This is a genomic window from Brotocaccenecus cirricatena (assembly GCF_020687045.1).
In the GTDB taxonomy this organism is placed as follows: Bacteria; Bacillota; Clostridia; order Oscillospirales; family Oscillospiraceae; genus Vescimonas; species Vescimonas cirricatena.
In genome coordinates this window covers 1-17,437 of the sequence record NZ_JAJEPW010000040.1, presented here as the reverse complement: position 1 = coordinate 17,437, position 17,437 = coordinate 1, and the positions used below count along the sequence as shown (strand labels likewise).

The following is a 17,437-nucleotide window of genomic DNA, read 5'->3' as shown; positions in this document are numbered from 1 at the left end:
ATGAAACCAGAACGCTGTATCCGTTGCTGCAAACGCTGGAAAACAACGGTTATATTGCCGCAGGCCATGTTCCCATAAATGTGAAAGGGATCGAAAAGTCTATCATATAACCGGAAAGGGGCGGATATACCTTTCCAATCAAAAGGAGCGGTGGCTCAGATGTATGACCATTGCCAATAAAATAATTGACCTTTGATGTAACCTATTTGCCTTTTCCCATCGTTATATGCTTGAGGGTTCCTTGAGAGGAAGGAGAATATATGCTGGTTCTATACATGAGCTTTATAGACGACGAAATACACCGCCGTCTATTTGAGGAAATATACATCACCTACCGGAAGCAGATGTTCCTTGTTGCCCGCGCCGTGTTGAGCAACGATTCCGATGCCGAGGACGCCGTCCACGATGTTTTTCTGAAGATTGCAAAAAGTCAAATGCAGAAAATTGGCAGCATCCAGGAGGCGGCGGATGTAAGAAGCTATCTGTTGAAGGCAACTAAGCATCAGGCTATCGATCATTTACGCAAGCAGCAGCGTCAGCGGACTGTCATGAATGCGGAACGGGAGGATGCACTGAAAAGCATAGTGGAGCTGTCAGATGACCAGATTGTGGACATGATCAGCAACGGCATGGCATATGACCGCATCCTTCAGGTCATTGCGTCACTGGATGACATCTACAGGGACGCCCTGTATGCCCACTTCGTGCTGGAGCTGTCCATACCGGAGACGGCAAGCCTGCTAAATTGTAAGACAGCAACAGCAAAGCAGCGGCTGGTTCGCGGAAAAAAGCTTTTGCAAAAGCAGCTATTGGAGGAGGAAAAGATATGACCGATAACTTGTTAAAAACAGCCCTTCGGGAGGCCGCCTCCCGAGAATTTGCAGGTATACCGCAAAGCGATGGCGATATCACCTACACGTTCTCGCCTCGCTTTACCCGCAGGATGAATCGGCTTACCAAGGCTGAGAAAAGCTGGCTCTGGCGTATGACAAGCACGGCCTCCAAGCGGGCTGCGGCAGCGGGTATTGCCATGATGCTAATTGCCCTGACTGCTTGCAGCATTCCGGCCATTCGGGAGCCTGTGGCGACCTTCTTCAAGGAGACCTATGAGAACTGCGTTCGCTTTTTTACCGGAAACGCCGGAGCTGACCGAATCGCGGAGCGTTATACTCTGACGGAACTGCCCGATGGATTTGAGGCGGTCTATACCGTGGATAATGATGCGAGCTTCACTGTGGTGTACCGAAATGAGGATGGAGAGGAGATTATACTGTCACAGAGCGTAGGAGCGGATTATTGGATTGACATAGATACCCAGCACGGAACGCTTACCGAAATCGACCTGTCCGGCGTCACCGTGACCCTCTATGAAGCCGATGGCTGCATGGTTGCCCTGTGGCAGCAGGATGAGTACGCATTCGATCTCACCGTATACGGAAGCCTGGATCGGGAGCGAGTGCTCCGCCTGGTGAACTCCGTTCAACATCCATAACCTCGCAGGCCATGCGGGGCCGCTGCCGATTTGTTTGCAGCGGCCCCGTCATTTTTTTACAAAAGGCTGTAACCTGTTTCCGCAGCTGATGCGTTGTATAAGCACCAGAGGGATTTCCTCAGTGGGGGTCGCAGATTTGTCCTGCGACAAAGCAACGAAATCGAATCATAAGGAGGTTATTGACATGAAAAAGTTCGTTTCCCTTTTCCTTGTTGTGGTGCTATGCCTTTTAACGGTTCCCATGCAGGCATTTGCTTTAGAAAGCGATTTGCACGCAGAAGAACACACACAGGCAGAGCAGACAAGAGGATGCAGTCATCCGGAGATTATTGTCTATGAAACCAATCCTGACGGCTATGTATCCGTTGGCAGTAATGGGCACAAAATGCAATATAAACACAGCGGCATATGCACAAGCTGCAATCAGACTGCATCGTTGTATACTTATGGGGCTCTTGAGGCGCACGCTACGCCAAGTATCTATGCAGCCGAATGCAATGGGACATGGCAAACGCACCACTATTATTGCCGCCCGTGCGGAGGTAATGAAACAATTAGGCAAATGAGATGCCCCGCTGGACCTCATACGGGAGGTTGCACCGTTCTTCCTGTTTAACTGTTAATCATATTGTGTGGCGTCAAATTCCGCTGGCGCCACACAAAGGAACTTCTACAGAGTGAAGATAAATATGAAATCTTTCCTTGTTTTGTATAAAAAGAGGCCCTTGTTTCCCATCACGCTCTCGCTGCTGCTATTGTTTGCAGTCTCTCTAAACGTGATTGGAGCGGCCATGTTGGCGAGTGCCCATAGGCAGAGTGTGGAGATCAGTAACGAATACGTTACCATTGCTGTTCCCCCCGATAGAAGGCAGTATACATGGGAGGAGAGGGAAAACGGCATGGCAAAGGATGAACCGAGTATTCCGTACTATTTGGCACACGAGACAGCAATGAAAAGTGGTTTTGTGGAGGATGTAGATTATAGATATATCCTCGGCGCAGAGGTCATGGGAAGTAAGGCTATTTCGTCCGGGTATAGGAACGTGATGGATTATAACGCTTATTTTGACAATCCATGCTACAATATGGCCATTTTTGCGGTCAAATGTGTAAAAAGTGAGATGCCAAGCACGGATAAAGATGCTACCCTAATTGATCCTATCTCCACGGCTTATTATTTGGTTGAAACAGAAATTATCGATGTCATTTCACTCGCGGACGGCTACCCTGACATTTATGATAATACCGCACTGGTCAATGCACATGAGCACGGCGTCGAGGCGCATCAAGTTAAAGCAACCGTCCCGGCTCCGGCAACAATGCGCATATACGGAACGCTGTTTACCCCCAATGGGGAAATCCCGTTTCAGCAAGGGAGGACCTATCTGATCTATGGATTCTATCATGATTATCCTGTCGACACCATTAAAACTCCGACATCGGTTATTACAGGAAGAATTCTGGATTCCGGACGATATTTCTACCTCCTTGATGAGACAAGAAAATTTTTGCATCTCACCGGGACAGTAGTCACAAGTCCTGATTTCGAAAGGATTTATGACGATGCGCTGCAAGTAAAGCGCGATTATATGGATGATGGAACACCATATTACTATCCGAATGAAGAAATGCTTCCACGCTGGGCAGAATACAGCGGTTCTTGGGAGGAATTTCTCGCAGGCAACGAAGGGCAAGTATGGCGTGAGGAAATCATACCGCTGTGTCATGTCAACCAGAGCAGTGCAACGGTGATTCTTTCAGATAATGTACAGAGTATGTATGTTTTCAACACAGGAATAGCGGGTCTGATAGAGGGACGCTTCTTCGATGCAACAGACTATGCCGAAGGAAGCAATGTCTGCATGGTCAGTGCAGCATACGCGCAATACAATGATTATCAGCTCGGGGATAAGCTTACACTGGACCTCTACGATACCGGATTCTATGCAGGTGATGCCATACCGCGCGGACCATGCCTGCCTGAAGATCGTATGAATGTGACGGGTGAATACGAGATCGTAGGCATCTATTCCGCGCCGGAGTTTTCCCTTGGCGAACAGTTGATTTGTGCAGATACGATTCTTGTGCCAAAAAAATCCGTCCCCGGAAATGAAAGCTTTGGAAGCATTCCGGTTAACCGGTTGATGACCTCATTGATTTTGAAAAACGGGACAAAAGAACAGTTCCTTGCATATATGGATCGAGCAGGACAGAAAGATGCTTATCTGTGTTTCGATCAGAGCTTCCGTGCTGCCGAGATCAGCTTGGACGCTGTGCTTCAAAACGGACGGCAGCTCCTTTGGACTGGCGTTGCTGCATTGATCGTTGCATCTGCTCTTGCACATTTCCTCACGATGCGGCGCTTTGCACCATCGGCTAAGACCATGCGTATACTCGGCATCGACCGCAAAGTCGTGACCAGACAAGCGTTGGGCGCTTTCCTTATGATCGATGCATTGGCCGTCATTCTTGGCGCTGGTCTTTCTGCTGTACTGTTCTCAATAATCACGGAAAAAGCACTTGCACGCGCCCTTGCCCCCGATCCGCTTGTAATCATTGGCTCTGCTGCTGCGGCGTTTCTACTGCTTGCTTCATCGTCATTGCTGTGTGCAAAACTGCTTTCAAATATACCCCTTATGCAAACTGGAAAGAACAGGAGAAGGCAAAGATGAGTATGTGGCAAGCGATAATCTCCGCAATGATGCGGCGAAAACGCTGAACAATCCTTCTAATACTTATAGCATTGCTTGAAACTGGAGCAGCTATGGTACTCTGTATGCTGGCGGCACGGCAGGAAGCTGCGCTGGAGAAAACAATCGACACCACGCTTATACCCTGCGTGGTGACGGACGCATACGGGCTGAATCAGGACAACCTGCATATGGCTACAGGTTTCGTAGATTTGCTGTGCGGGCTTAGACACGAGAGAGGTTACTATCAGGACGAATATGTCGAAAACGTGCGGGCAAAGGCCAGCATCAAGCTGATCAATCCGAAAAGATACACGATGGTCTGCCTCCTGACCCCTGACTCCGATTACGCCCTGACTGCGGCTGGCGGTGGAAGCATAACACTGTTCGACGGGTGGGATGCTTCCGTGTTTTCCGGCGATTCGAAGGTGTGCGTAATCCCATGGCAGCTTGCCGGAGATGGCGAATACATAGAAATCGACAACGGTAACTTTTCCGTGAATCTGCGGGTCATAGGTACACATACAGGGCCGGCAAACAACATTTACTGTCCGTTCCATGCCATGGACTTCCATGACGGACAAAGCTATATGGTTACAGCTGACGCCTGCTCCTTCGACATCAAGGATGCACGCCACCTTGATGAGGCAAAGGCGGCACTCTATGAGGTATTTGCGGATCTGGACACCGTCGATCAATCGGGTATCCGGCCTGCATTTGCCGTTAGGATAAATGACGATATTCTCCGCAAGACATTGGAGGAAATACGCGGAAACATTAGAACGCTGCATTTGCTGGTCCCGGTGCTTTTGTTTATAGAAGGGGCTGTAAGCTTCTTCGCCGCGTATCTTTCCACCCAAAGTCGGCTGCGGGAATATGCCGTGATGCGCTGCCTCGGTATGACGCGCGGGAGAATTTTCCGCTTGACGTTCTGCGAGTATTTTACGCTCGCAATTGTGGGAGCAGCTTTCGGAACTGTCACCGGAATTGCAATCACCGGAACGCTTTCACCCCAAATGCTGCTGTACGGAGCCGGTGCAGTCTCCGCATTTATGATTGGAACCTCAATGTCCATCTCTCGTATCACGCGGATAAATGTAATGATGCTTATGAAAACGGAGGAATAGAAGATGGAGAGTCTCCTTGTAAAGGATGTAACCTACAGTTACCGCAACAAGTATCAGACAGTGCACGCGCTGAGTGGCGTCAGCGTCGAATTCAAGCCGGGCAAAATGTACGCTATCATTGGCGCTTCAGGCTGCGGAAAGACAACCTTCCTTTCGCTGTTAGCAGGACTCGACGTGCCGGAAACCGGAAGCATCAAATGGGCTGGCGAAACAACCGCCACAATGGATCGTGACCGCTACCGGCGGGAAAGCGTTTCGGTGATCTATCAGAACTTCAATTTGTTCCAACACCTTACCGCGCTGGAAAATGCCGCCTATCCGCTGTATATGAGGAATATGCAGAAAAAAGCAGCGGAATCGGAAGCAAGAGAAAAGCTTTTTGCAGTAGGTCTAAACGAGGAGCACTTCAACCGGCTGCCTAATATGCTCTCCGGCGGCGAACAGCAGCGCGTGGCGATTGCAAGGGCACTTGTATCTGGCAGCCGGATCATCCTTGCAGATGAGCCCACAGGCAACCTTGACAGTGAAAACGGCAGGAACATCGTGGAGATATTGAAGCGTCTTGCTTACGAGGAGGGCTGCTGCGTGGTGATTGTGACGCACGACCCCGCTGTGGCAGCGGAGGCGGACATTACGGTAAAAATGCAGGATGGCAGGCTGGCGGAATGACAGGCCTACCGAGCACCCGTAATTTTTACAAAAAGCTGTAACCTGTTTCCGTAGCTGATGCTTTGTATATATAGATGGGCAACATAGCATGGTTGCTGTTTTGCAAAGGTGTACCAAGACAATACATGGAGGAGGAAGTGTATATGATCAAAAAGAGAAGAATTCTACCCAGCCTTATAATCGCCATTATCCTGATACTTAGTTCATCAACAAGTGCGTTTGCCGTTTTCTCATATGAACCGAAATTCAATAATACTATAACAGCGAACAGCGTTGCATCTATTTCGGATGGCGGATTGTTGACCATAACCAACAAATATCAAGGTATTAAGGGGACAACAACCAAAGGTGAAATTACAACATATATTGAGAAGAAAACGATGGGATTCTTCTGGACGCGAGTTGATATTGGACAACCTGACAACCAATGGCATGATGTTATATACAACTACATGTATATCGGTGATCATACGTTCCAATTGGCTTCTCACGGCACCTACCGAATTACAGTCATCTATGTAATTTCTGGTACAGGCGGAGATCCGGACACTATTACTCGAACAACAACGAAAACGTATTAGTATCAGTAGAATACCAAATTCCTATCTATCCCTCAGTGCTTACATCATCGTAGAAAGGAGTTTTGCGTGAAAAACAAATATGTTGTAGCCATGACCGGGTTGGTGGCTGCGCTGTTGCTGTTAGGAGCGACAACAGTTTTTGCCGCCATGTCGCCGAACTATGCGACAAACTCCCACGAAGACATGTCCATTTACTACTATGGATATGTTCAGTGTCAACCATCATATGTCGAAAATGGAAACCACGCTGCGCGCGGTTACATCCGTTATTGGCGTTATGATTTACAGGGAAATATTGTGAACGATACAGGGAGGCTTTATACCGCTTATGGGAACGGTCCCAATGACGGACGTATCTTGAGCCGAAGCCATACCTATACGGACTCCATTATTCCCAACCCCCATAAGACACAGTTCAGATACGGATTTGATTGGGTTCCTCATGGGTCCGGCATCTGGCCTGTGAATGCTCCACCAGTTGTCGAATAGCACTTTAGAACTATACACTTGATGTAAGCACTGAGGGATACATACGAATCGAAAACGGAGGATTATTATGGGAAAAAGAAAGGGAGAATGGCTGTCGTTTATGGCGCTGCTTCTGGTGTTCATGCTAACGACCTTGTTCTTTTATATGGTTTATACTATGCACTACGATTCCGCATCCGATGATTTTACCGGGTTTACCGTGTTCGACTATCAAAGTGAACCGGGCGCACAAGCGAGCGCAGAGCTTGGAACGCTGCGGGAGGATTTGGACGACTGGGCAAGACGAAATCAAGCCGTGGTTTTTTACAAGGGCTTTTCGTCAGCCGGAATTGCCGCTTTGGACTATGCGGGATGGTTCCAAAGAACCTGGCAGACGCCCTTTGATGGCCGGGAAGCCAAGACCTCCCTCGTCCAAAAAGGAAGCAGAAACCTGCACGCCTATATGAAGGGTGATACGCTGTTTCCCGGAACGTATAACTATCACATTCTCGGGGAGTTTGATGGAAACCGCTCCCCCACCTTCCAAGGTGACGCATTCTTTTATTATCCGCTGATGGATATTACCGATTTGCAGGGTCTGCTGTTCACAAACGTAGACAGCGGCGAGAGCCTTTCCGAATTAACAAGCATAGTCGAGAAAACCGGCAGGAGTATCGAATATCAGACCTACACCGACAGCAATTTGAATATCCTTGAAGTCCTGAAAAAGATGTTTATGGATGATTTCGTGTCCCGGTCTTTGCTGTTTGCCTTCCTCGGGCTGGTGTTCTGCGCCGTATTCGCAATGTCCATGATGTATCGGGAAAGCAACCGCTTCATGGTCATACACCACCTGTATGGCGCGGCCTATGCATACCTATTTGTAAGGCTTCTGCTTCGCCTGATGTGCATCGCGGTATTGGGAACGGGCCTTGGATATATACTCGGGAGAACGCAGCTTTACTTAATACATAGAGCGGCGTATCTGAATGTTGCCGTATTAAGCGGCGTATGCAGCATCTTGTTTATATGTGCGGTTCAGACGATATGTTTCCTAAGTTGGCAGCGAAAGCATCGCGGAATGGAGGGGCGTTACTGATATGGTATGGAAGCAGATACTCAAAGACCTCCGAAAGGAATGGGCATGGGCCTTCTTTTACACCGTTGTGGCGACGATGATCGCCATGGCGATTCTGTATCTTTCGGTGAGCTTTTCCTCGGTGCAGAGGCAGTCAGCGGCCATTCGCTCCTTTATCCGTCAGAACGTGGTCATGTTTCAGATGAAAACCGTACAGATGGAGCCAAACCCGGAGGGCGCTGCATCCCCAAACAAGCAGCAGCAAAAGCCCGACGCTGTTTTGGATTATTTGCAGCATAACCTGTCCGCAGATGGGAAGGCCGGCAGCTTTGTCTTTGTCGGCAACGACGGCTATGTGGACAAAAAATATACACAGATACTGATTCTTTTCGGGCAGTACAGCACTCTGGCAGGGCTGCACTATGACGGGGATATGGCGCTCTTTGTTCCCGAAGCTCACCGTGAAGATGCAGGCGGCAGCGTTACGATATCGGGCAGGGAAATAGAGGCTGTTACCAATGCAGGAGTGCACTTTGATCTGTTCCATCCGCTGTATTATATGGAGTCGGGCGATCCCCTGCTGTCCGACACCCTGATCCTTTGCACCAGGGACTTTCAAACGGTCAATAAGATGTTTCCATGGTGGGGGTTGAGCGGCGAGGTCTTTGGACGGATGGTTCTCGTAGATCCGTCCGATGCAGAAATTGAACAGCTCCAAAAATTGTTCTACGAGCAGACAGGAATACTGTATACGGGAATCTCCACAGAGGATTTTACGCAGATAACCACCTCTGCTTCGATCCGCGCCCACAGACTGTATATTCTGTTTTATCTTTTGTCTGGCGCTCTGCTGGTCATTCTTCTGATCTGCAATATCATTCGCATCATTGAAACCCATGTGGCAGAGTACACGGTGCACCACCTTTACGGTGCTCCGATCCGTACCATTCGGAGGCGGGTGGGCGGCTTCGTGCTGGTGCTGCATATACTTCCAATCATCGGGATCGTATTTGTCATGTTCCGAAACGAAATGGCGCTGTGGTATGTTTTGCCGCTGTGCATGGCATTTGTTGCCGGCTTGTGCCGGTTTGCGGCCGTGTACGCCGGAAAACGAATCGGGACAATGAATAGCTTGCAGAATCTAAGGAGGGACTACTGATGGCTTTATTATCTGTTCAAAACGTCAGCAAAACATTCAAGGACCACGACTACCGGGTTCACGCCGTCAGAAATGCTTCGCTGGAGGTTCATCGGGGCGAGATGATCGCCATCATCGGTCCCTCGGGAAGTGGAAAAACCACGCTTCTAAACCTAATGGGCATAGTTGTTGCGCCCGATTCCGGCGAGGTATATGTGGACGGGCAAAAGGCAAGCGATATGAGTGACGCCGTGCGATGCAGAATACGCAACCAATACTTCGGATACATCGTGCAGGACTTCGCCCTGATTGAGGAGGATACCTCCATGCAGAATATTCTTGTTCCAACGCTTTACAGCAAGCATAAAAAGAGTTCAAAGGAGTATCGGGAGATTATCAACAGCATGGCGGAGAAATTGCAGATTGCGGATAAGCTGAAAAGCACCGTAAAGCATCTGTCGGGCGGCGAACGGCAGCGGGTTGCCATCATTCGCAGCATGGTCAATGACCAGAAAATCATACTGGCGGACGAGCCGACCGGATCGCTGGACAAGGACAATTCCGCCATCGTGATCCATTGCCTGCGTGAGCTGGCTCACGATCTGCAAAGAGCCGTGGTGATCGTGACACATGATCCGGATGTTGCACGGCAGTGCGACAGGACGTTTCTTCTGGCCGACGGTAGCCTGACCCCGTGTGCATTGTAGCTTGCGAGGCTTTGGCAAGCAAGGTCTTTTGGAGCCAAAAGACAGCAGGCGGAGACTCTGACGAGTCCCCGCCTTTTGCTTGATGGGGCGTTCCCCATACCCCCTGTAACACAGATTTCATCTGTGGCTGCGCGATCTGCCATCTCTATTTTTCCTCGCGCTGCCGCTCGGTGGTCTGCCGGTTCTGTTCGTTCAGCCCCAGCAGATAGGCGGCGTTCGCCTTGTGGATCAGCAGCTCCCGCATCTGCTCCTGCGCCCGGTGGTACTCGGCGTAGGCCGCCTTTTTCTCTGCCAGCAGCCTTGCAAATTCCTCGTTCAGGCTCCTGACCGTGGGCAGCTTTTTCAGACCGAACGCATCAAAGGCTTTCTTCGCCGCCTTGTGGATGAGGATATCCCCCTCATGCTCCGCAAGGTATTTTTTCGAGTATCCCGCCTTGCGGTAGCCGGTGTAAACGCTGCGGGTTCTGGAATAGTTCATGATGTGCGTCCGCAAAGTCTGTATCTCGCTCATACGCGCTTCCGCCGCCTTTATGGCCGCCTTCAAATCATAGAACCGCTTCTCCGCATCGGCGGCGGCATTGACAAGTGCGTCGAAATCGGCAAAGCCCTTTTCCTCCAGATATATCAGCGTCTTTGCCATCTGCTTGAGCTTTACCACCTTCATCGCCTGATCGTAGCGGTTTCCCTTACATTGCCGGAGAGGTACTCGTCAGCGGTCTCCCAGCGCTTATTTTCGGGATTGCGGAAGATAACTCCTCGAAGATCGGAGGCGAGAGCGTCCTCATCCTTGCCGGTAAGCTGCGCCATATAGTCCATGTCCACGCAGGCTTTTTCCGAGATGGACAGCGCCAGCGCCTCCGAAGCGGTATCCACGCTGGTCACTGCCTCGTGCGCCCGAATGGTTCGCCTGGTGAACATATCCGCCTTGCGCTTGAGGTTTTTGTCCTCGTCCAGCTCCTCCAGAGAGCAGAGCAGATAGTAGGAGCTGTCCTCGGCAAAGGCCAGTGCGTTGGCGCGTGAGTTAATAAGCCCATACTTTGCGGTGAATCCGTCGTATAGGGTGTTCAGCTCCGCCTGCGTCTGCCGGATGGTTTCATCCGAAATAAAGCCGTCCATCTGCTGAGAGATGAGCTTCTGCACGCAGTCCCGCAGCTCCACCATGCCCTTGGCACGCTCCTTTGCGGTGGCGTTGAAGTCGGGCTTGGTCATGATGCTGTTCTGCCGGTAGTACAGCTCCCCGTCCACCACGGTGTAGGAGAAGTTCCGCACATTCGGGTCTGCCGGGATGGTCTCCACGATGGTCTCATCCTCGCCCAGATCGGGCAGCTCCGCTTCCGCATAGGTTCCACGGATATTCCGAATTGCGCCGCTGAGCTGCTCCGCAAGGTCTGCGCCATCGATGGGCGCAACGGTAAAGTCCTGCCTGCCGTACTGCGTGCTTTCCGAGGTCTGCCGTCCCAGCACCATATCGGGATTGTCGAGGAAATACCGGTTGATGGCAAAGCCGTCCGCATTCACTCCCAGGTGTACCCAATCGGGTTCGATCTCAATGGGTCTGTCCCGCTTTTGAAGAAAGATAATATCCGAAACGACATCCGTACCGGCGTTGGCGCGGAACGCATTGTTGGGCAGGCGGATCGCGCCGAGCAGGTCTGCGCGTTGGGCGATATACTTCCTTGCGGCGCTGTCCTTGGCGTCCATGGTATAACGGGAGGTGACGAAGGCCACCACGCCGCCCGGACGCACCTGATCCAGCGCCTTGGCAAAAAAGTAGTTGTGGATGGAAAAACCGAGCTTGTCAAAAGCCCGGTCGCTGACCTGATACTGTCCAAAGGGCACGTTGCCCACGGCCAGGTCGAAGAAGTCCTTCCGGTCGGTGGTTTCAAAGCCCGCCACGGTAATATCCGCCTTGGGATAGAGCTGCTTTGCGATGCGTCCCGTGATGGAATCCAGCTCCACGCCGTAGAGCCTGCTGCTTTTCATGCTCTCCGGCAGCATACCGAAGAAGTTGCCCACGCCCATGCTGGGTTCCAGAATGTTTCCGGTCTGGAAGCCCATATTCTCCACCGCGTCGTAAATGGCGCGGATGACGGTGGGGCTGGTGTAGTAGGCGTTGAGGGTGGAGGCACGGGCGGCGGCGTATTCCTCCGGGGATAGCGCGGCGTACAGCTCGGCAAATTCGTCTTTCCAGTTATCCTTGCTTTCATCAAAAGCGTCCGCAAGGCCGCCCCAGCCCACGTAACGGGATAAGACCTCCTGCTGTTCCGGGCTGGCCTGCAAGCCCTCAAATTCCAGCTCTTGCAGGAGATGGATAGCCGCCATATTTGACCGAAACTTTGCTTTTGCGCCGCCGACGCCGAGGGCATCATCGGTGATGTGGAAATTCTGCGCGTTGCGGTGGCTTGCTGCCTTGAAGTCCGCATAAGCGGCCTGCTCCGCAGCGTCGGCGCTGGGAAAGCCCTGCCACTCGCCGTCAATGGAAATGGACACCGCATGACGGTGTGCGGAAGGCTCGTCGATCTTGGCCTGCAAAGTTGCATCATCGGGGTCGGGTACAAATTCGCCCATTTCCGAAAGTGCCGCTCGGCCTTCCTGTTCCAGAAGCAGCGCTTCTTCCTCGCTCACGGCAGGAGGTTCAGGCTCGGCGGGTTCCGCAGAGGGTGGGTCATGCTCCGGCTCGTCAAAGCGCAGGGTGCGAATCTCCACATCATAGGGAAGGTTGTTTTTGTCGGCGGGATATACCGCCACGGTTTCCTCTGTGTAAGCGGGTTTTGGTTCTTTTTCGGGGACAGCCGTATTCTCTGCGGCGGTCTTTTCCGGCTGCGGATACCGCTCCATGAGCCGCGCGAAGCTCTCCCTGCTCTCCGCACGGGAGATGGGATAGAAAAGTGTCGGGTCGCTGAGGGTAATATCAAAGACGCCGATGCTCTCGATGATATAGGGCTTGCCGTTTTCCAGATACACCGTATCGCCTACGGAATACGGGAACGGCTGCGGGGAGGGAGCCGCTTCGGGAACGTCTGTAACTGCTTCCTCTGGTTCATGCCAGCGGTATTGCTCCACATCCTCATCCGAAACATGGATGAGGTCGCTGAAATCGAGGTTTTCCAGCTCGTTGGTAATAAGCTCCTGCAAAGAGCCGTACTGCCGGGTTTCCAGATGCACGTCGTCCAGATAGCGCTCCAGTCGGTAATTCACAAGGTCGATGTTCACCTGAATGGGAATCTCATCGTCGGTGACGGTGGTGTAGGCGACGCCGATCTTCGCCGGGTCGCTGAAATCCGCCTCTGAGCCGTATTCGCTCCGGCAGAAGTCGGAAATCAGCCCCTTTGCCCGCTCTAAAAGCGCCTGCTCCGCCTGTCCTTGCAGCTCCAGCCGGTACGCCTCCGCCTGCCATTCGCTTGTAAATTCCTCGGTCACGCCGTCCGCGTCCACATGGTAGCCGTGGTTTTCATCGTCCCATACGGCGTACAGAGTGCGGAAGCCCCGGTCAAGGCTTACCACATGGAAACGGTCTGCGGGGATAATGCTTTCTGCGGTCGGCTCACGTCCCGCTACCTCTGCGTGCGCCCGTTCATCCGGGTAATCGCCGTAGATACGCAGATACTTCCGTGCCTGCTGGTCGTAGATGGCTGCGCCGTCATACGCAAAGCCGTCGCTTTCCATCGTGCCGTCCACATAACCCTGTGCGGCTTTTTCTGCTTCTTCCAGCGTTTGATAGTCCCGTTTCTCATCAAAGCCGTTTTCAAAGTGATGATACACTACGACCTGATACTGTGGTGCCATTCGGTCGGCATAATCATCAATCATTTCTTTCGTCAGCCATTCCGGTTTTTGGGGGAGCGCGTCATACAGCTCCCGCATTTTGACGATCTGTGCATAGACGCTGCCCGCCCACAGATGCTTTTCTGCGCGATTGCCTGCGCCAAGAAAGTATTCGCAGTCTGCCCGCAGCCGGTCTAAAATCAGGTAATTCCGGTTCTGCTCCAACACAGACTTTTCTTGCTCTGTGAAGAATTTATCCTCGCGGATAAGCTGTGCGATACGCCGCTGCACCTTCGACCATGTCAGTTCGGCGGTTTCCGGGCTTCCGGCACGGATGATAAAAAGGCTTTTGCTTTCATTCCCTCCATACTCGCGGGCGAGCCATGCGGCGGTTTCTTTTTCGCGCCCGTGCTGCTCCATATACCGCACTACGGCGTGTTTGCTCTCGATATTTCCGTTCCATGCACGGAGTGCATCGTCTATATCGTCCTGCGAGAGCGGACGCAGCAGATCATGGAGCCGCTCATAGGTTCCCTCAAAAACCTCTCGGTGCAGGCGGCTGCGGAACTCCGGCATATCCGAGAATAGCCGGATAAGCTCCATATCTTTTGAATTGAGAACGGCGCGGCGCACGGCGGCATTACACTCGATTTCCGCATTTTCCCGGTCGGAGTGACCGCAGGCGTTGCGATAGGCTGTATCCTCCGAAACCGCTGCCATCACCACCGGCCTGTAATGCTCCAAACGTTCCTGCACCGTGGGCTGAACTTGCTCTGCGGCGGGGTCGCGGAACACCCTCGTGCCGTCCGCGCCGAACTCTGCTTCATAAGCATTGATGGCGGCCTCCGCTTCATGGTCAACGGAACGCAGGGTGTAGGTGCGCCGCTCTGGGCTGTTTTCGCCCTTTGTGGAAATGGTCACATCGTACTTGTCTCGCAATTCCTCTACATATTGCTCTAAATCGTGCGCCGGAACGCCGCACATCTCCACACGGCCAGCGCCGGGTATCGCTCTTTTGGTAAGGTCGAGGTCAAGCAGCTCCGCTGCCTGCTTTGCGTCCTCGCCGTACAGCTCAAAGAAATCCCCCACCTGAAACAGCACGATGTTGTCCGGGTAGGCTTCCTTTACGGCATTGTAGTCATTCCATGCTGTGCTTCGCTCTGCGGTCTGCCGTTGAAGCTGCTCAAAGCGTGCCTTTTCCTCCGGGGTCAGGAAACGGCCTTTTCGGATCAGCTCGGAGATACGCTTGGCAACGTTCGCCCAGTTCAGTTGAATTTCCGGGCAGTCCTGCTTTTTCAGCACGATGCCCTTGCCGCTGTGGTCTTCGCCGCTGTGGGTAGCGCCGGATACCGCGTGGGAGCTGCCCCCGACGCCGTATTCCTTTTTCAGAAAGTCCGCCTGTTCCTTGGAGGTATGCTTCTCTTTGAAATAGGCGTAGATGCGCCCCTTGCCCCCTTCAATATTGCTGCCGCGAGTCAGGGTCGCGGCGATCTCGTCCTCCGTAATGAACCGCTGTACAGCGGGAATCTCCTCCATTTCCGTACTGTACTCTTTACGCGGCAGATTCAGCTCCTGCAAGCCCTGCTCGATATTGTCCGGCTTGTGGTAATGGAAGCGCAGCAGGCTCCTGTCCTTCCGGTAGTCGGTCTGGAACTGCATAAAATCTTCCAGAAGAACCTCACGGAAAGCCGATTCCGCCAGCCGCTCGGCAAGCCGCGCCGTTTCCTCCGGGAAACCGCCGCCCCGCATATCCGACAGGCAGGAGAGATAGCCCTGCGCCCGTGCCTTTTCACTTAAATCCTGCCGTAGATACCAGATAGACTGCGCCAGCTCCGTGCGCTCATGCCCCGGTGCTTCCGCAAGCTCCACGTTGGCGGCATATTCGCCCTGCTCCAAAAGCTGTCCGATGCGCTCCGCCGCCTCCTGCCAGCTTACGACCTTTGCAGAGGTCAGGTGTCTTGCCGCGTCCCCATTGGCGATGTGAATGCCGTCCTCTGCGTACCACGCGGAATATCTGCCGTTTTCGGTGACGACGCCGTTGCCGCCGTGGAAGCTGCTTTGAAGAAACGCCGCGATTTCTTCCACGCTCTTGCCCTTGGAGAACTCCGTGGCGATCTTCATGCGGGCATAGTCGGCGTTGCCCTCCATACGCAGAATGTGGTCGATATCCGACTGCGGGATGGACATGGAAAAAGCGGAGGGCGTGTAGCTCTCCGCTTCTGCGATATATGCGATTTGCTCTTCCTCCGTGGGGAACAGGCTCAGTTGGTATGCCTGCGGTATCGGAGGCTGCGCCGGTTCCGCTTCCGGCGCGTCATTGGTCAGTTGTACACCAGCTCGCTGAGGATGATCTCCTCGGCCTGCGCTTTCAGGCTGTTCATCAGCCCCACCCATTTCATCTGGTCGCGGGCTTTCAGCTCCTCCGTCACGCCCGCCGACTTCATCAGCTCCGGCATCATCTGCTCCAGCCTCCGGTTCGCCGTCTCGTCGATCTCCCGCAGATGCGGGAACAGCTTCTCCGACAGCACCAGACGGCTGTACAGCCCCGGTCTGTGCTCCTGAAGGTAGCTCCTGCGCAGTCTCCCGTACTTGCCCAGGGGTCTCGCGTTCTCCAGCGTCTCACTCAGCGTCAGATCGGGAATCAGGTAGTCCCCGTTCTTGGTGTAGGTCAGCTCTGTCATGGCTATGGCTCCTTTCTGCGAGTTTCTCGCGCTCGTAATTCTTGATGGTGACTTCGATCTGCCGCAGCACCTCTCCGTTGATCCTGCTCACCGCCGTGCCCAGCTCGGCGGCGGCTTCCGGGGTGTTGAAATCGAAGATGCTCAGGAAATCCTCATGCTCGAAGCGGTCGTCCGCTTCAAGCCCGCAGCGGGACATGAGCGAGTAGGCGATGCTGACGGCGGCGGCGCTTTGGAAGGCCGCTCCTACGTTGAACTCATCATATCCGTAAAGAAAGGAATCGTCAACGATGGCGAGGTCATCGGATGCTCTTCGCAATGCGATTCAACACGCCTTTCAGAATGTTTCGCCTTCTGACTGTTCAGGGTGGTTCCGTTCATGTGGATATGCGCTTTAATTTTGAAAAATGCTATAGAAGACCACGCGCCGGTTTTGAATATAACGTTAGTAACATTCGCTTTACCATTAGTAACATCGGTTATAGCTGCTCCTTGAATTTCTCAAGCTGCCCGATCAACGCCTGAATATCTGCTTTCAGCGCAGCGGAATCCGGCGCGGTGGAGGTGGCAGCACCAAGGACAAGGTAGTCGATGGATACACCAAACAGTTTCGAGAGCGCAATCGGCACATCGACCGAGCAGCCTCTCTTTCCGGACTCGATGAAGCTGATATAGCCGTGGGAAACATTCATATGTTCTGCCAGATCATCCTGCGTGAAGTTCTTTGCGATGCGAAGCTCACGAATCCGCGCTCCGCTGGCCTTCGTGTTGTAATACATAAAAACCTCCGTGAATTTGAAATGTGGGAATTTCAAACTCACGGAGGCGGAGAACGGCAATGAAGCCCTAAAGACGCAGAAAAGCCCGCAGCATGATTGCTGCGGGCAGAATGGGGCGATTTGAAGCTGTGGTTGGGCGGCGCAGCCGGAAGAGGCCGCAGGGCATACGGGGCGCTTACAATCGCGCCCCGTAAAAATGAAAATAAGAGTTCCGGCAGGAGCCATGCCCCTGCCGGCATACAGCCGCCCATAAAGACCACCCGTC

The 17,437-nt window shown here is 52.7% G+C and carries 15 protein-coding genes and 1 pseudogene; 11 read left to right on the top strand and 5 right to left on the bottom strand.

Annotated elements, in window-relative coordinates:
- Positions 1 to 260 precede the first annotated feature (260 nt).
- From LKD37_RS12100 to LKD37_RS12050, 11 genes are all read left to right on the top strand, one after another.
- Positions 261 to 830: an RNA polymerase sigma factor gene (locus LKD37_RS12100; RefSeq protein ID WP_302929451.1), complete on the top strand. Its 570-nt coding sequence runs from the start codon at positions 261 to 263 to the stop codon at positions 828 to 830.
- On the top strand, positions 827 to 1,492 hold the full coding sequence (locus LKD37_RS12095; protein WP_302929450.1) for a DUF4367 domain-containing protein: 666 nt from the start codon (positions 827 to 829) through the stop codon (positions 1,490 to 1,492). The genes LKD37_RS12100 and LKD37_RS12095 overlap by 4 nt, the downstream gene beginning before the upstream one ends.
- A 184-nt stretch (positions 1,493 to 1,676) precedes the next feature.
- Entirely contained in the window at positions 1,677 to 2,108 is a 432-nt protein-coding gene (locus tag LKD37_RS12090; protein WP_302929449.1) for a hypothetical protein, read from the top strand.
- 283 nt (positions 2,109 to 2,391) lie between these two features.
- The gene (locus LKD37_RS12085; protein ID WP_302929448.1) at positions 2,392 to 4,164 is read left to right on the top strand and encodes an ABC transporter permease family protein; all 1,773 of its coding nucleotides are present in this window, start codon (positions 2,392 to 2,394) and stop codon (positions 4,162 to 4,164) included.
- A 104-nt stretch (positions 4,165 to 4,268) separates the two neighbouring features.
- Entirely contained in the window at positions 4,269 to 5,309 is a 1,041-nt protein-coding gene (locus tag LKD37_RS12080) for an FtsX-like permease family protein (RefSeq protein ID WP_302929447.1), read from the top strand.
- Positions 5,310 to 5,312: 3 nt separating this feature from the next.
- Positions 5,313 to 5,978, top strand: coding sequence for an ABC transporter ATP-binding protein (locus LKD37_RS12075; RefSeq protein WP_302929446.1), 666 nt, complete (start codon positions 5,313 to 5,315; stop codon positions 5,976 to 5,978).
- 143 nt (positions 5,979 to 6,121) lie between these two features.
- Positions 6,122 to 6,559, top strand: coding sequence for a hypothetical protein (locus tag LKD37_RS12070; protein WP_302929445.1), 438 nt, complete (start codon positions 6,122 to 6,124; stop codon positions 6,557 to 6,559).
- Between the two features lie 66 nt (positions 6,560 to 6,625).
- Positions 6,626 to 7,048, top strand: a complete 423-nt coding sequence (locus tag LKD37_RS12065) for a hypothetical protein (protein ID WP_302929444.1) — start codon at positions 6,626 to 6,628, stop codon at positions 7,046 to 7,048.
- 67 nt (positions 7,049 to 7,115) lie between these two features.
- Positions 7,116 to 8,126, top strand: a complete 1,011-nt coding sequence (locus tag LKD37_RS12060; RefSeq protein ID WP_302929443.1) for a bacteriocin-associated integral membrane family protein — start codon at positions 7,116 to 7,118, stop codon at positions 8,124 to 8,126.
- Between the two features lie 67 nt (positions 8,127 to 8,193).
- Entirely contained in the window at positions 8,194 to 9,264 is a 1,071-nt protein-coding gene (locus tag LKD37_RS12055) for a hypothetical protein (protein WP_302929442.1), read from the top strand.
- Complete coding sequence (locus LKD37_RS12050; RefSeq protein ID WP_302929441.1) at positions 9,264 to 9,950, top strand: ABC transporter ATP-binding protein; 687 nt, start codon at positions 9,264 to 9,266, stop codon at positions 9,948 to 9,950. The genes LKD37_RS12055 and LKD37_RS12050 overlap by 1 nt, the downstream gene beginning before the upstream one ends.
- A gap of 145 nt (positions 9,951 to 10,095) precedes the next feature.
- Here LKD37_RS12050 and LKD37_RS12045 read toward each other — a convergent pair whose 3' ends face one another.
- The 5 genes and pseudogenes from LKD37_RS12045 to LKD37_RS12025 form a co-directional block, all read right to left on the bottom strand.
- Positions 10,096 to 10,590 (bottom strand): hypothetical protein, encoded by a 495-nt coding sequence (locus tag LKD37_RS12045; protein ID WP_302929440.1) that lies wholly within the window; start codon positions 10,588 to 10,590, stop codon positions 10,096 to 10,098.
- Positions 10,591 to 10,634: 44 nt separating this feature from the next.
- Positions 10,635 to 15,902 (bottom strand): annotated as a pseudogene (locus tag LKD37_RS12040) (LPD11 domain-containing protein); the annotation flags it as partial.
- A gap of 134 nt (positions 15,903 to 16,036) precedes the next feature.
- On the bottom strand, positions 16,037 to 16,396 hold the full coding sequence (locus LKD37_RS12035; RefSeq protein WP_302929439.1) for a TnpV protein: 360 nt from the start codon (positions 16,394 to 16,396) through the stop codon (positions 16,037 to 16,039).
- Positions 16,335 to 16,712, bottom strand: coding sequence for a hypothetical protein (locus tag LKD37_RS12030; protein ID WP_302929438.1), 378 nt, complete (start codon positions 16,710 to 16,712; stop codon positions 16,335 to 16,337). Before LKD37_RS12030 ends, LKD37_RS12035 begins: the two co-directional genes overlap by 62 nt.
- Before the next feature lie 160 nt (positions 16,713 to 16,872).
- Positions 16,873 to 17,437 (bottom strand): helix-turn-helix domain-containing protein (locus LKD37_RS12025; protein ID WP_302929437.1); only part of this gene is annotated, 565 nt, incomplete at its 5' end.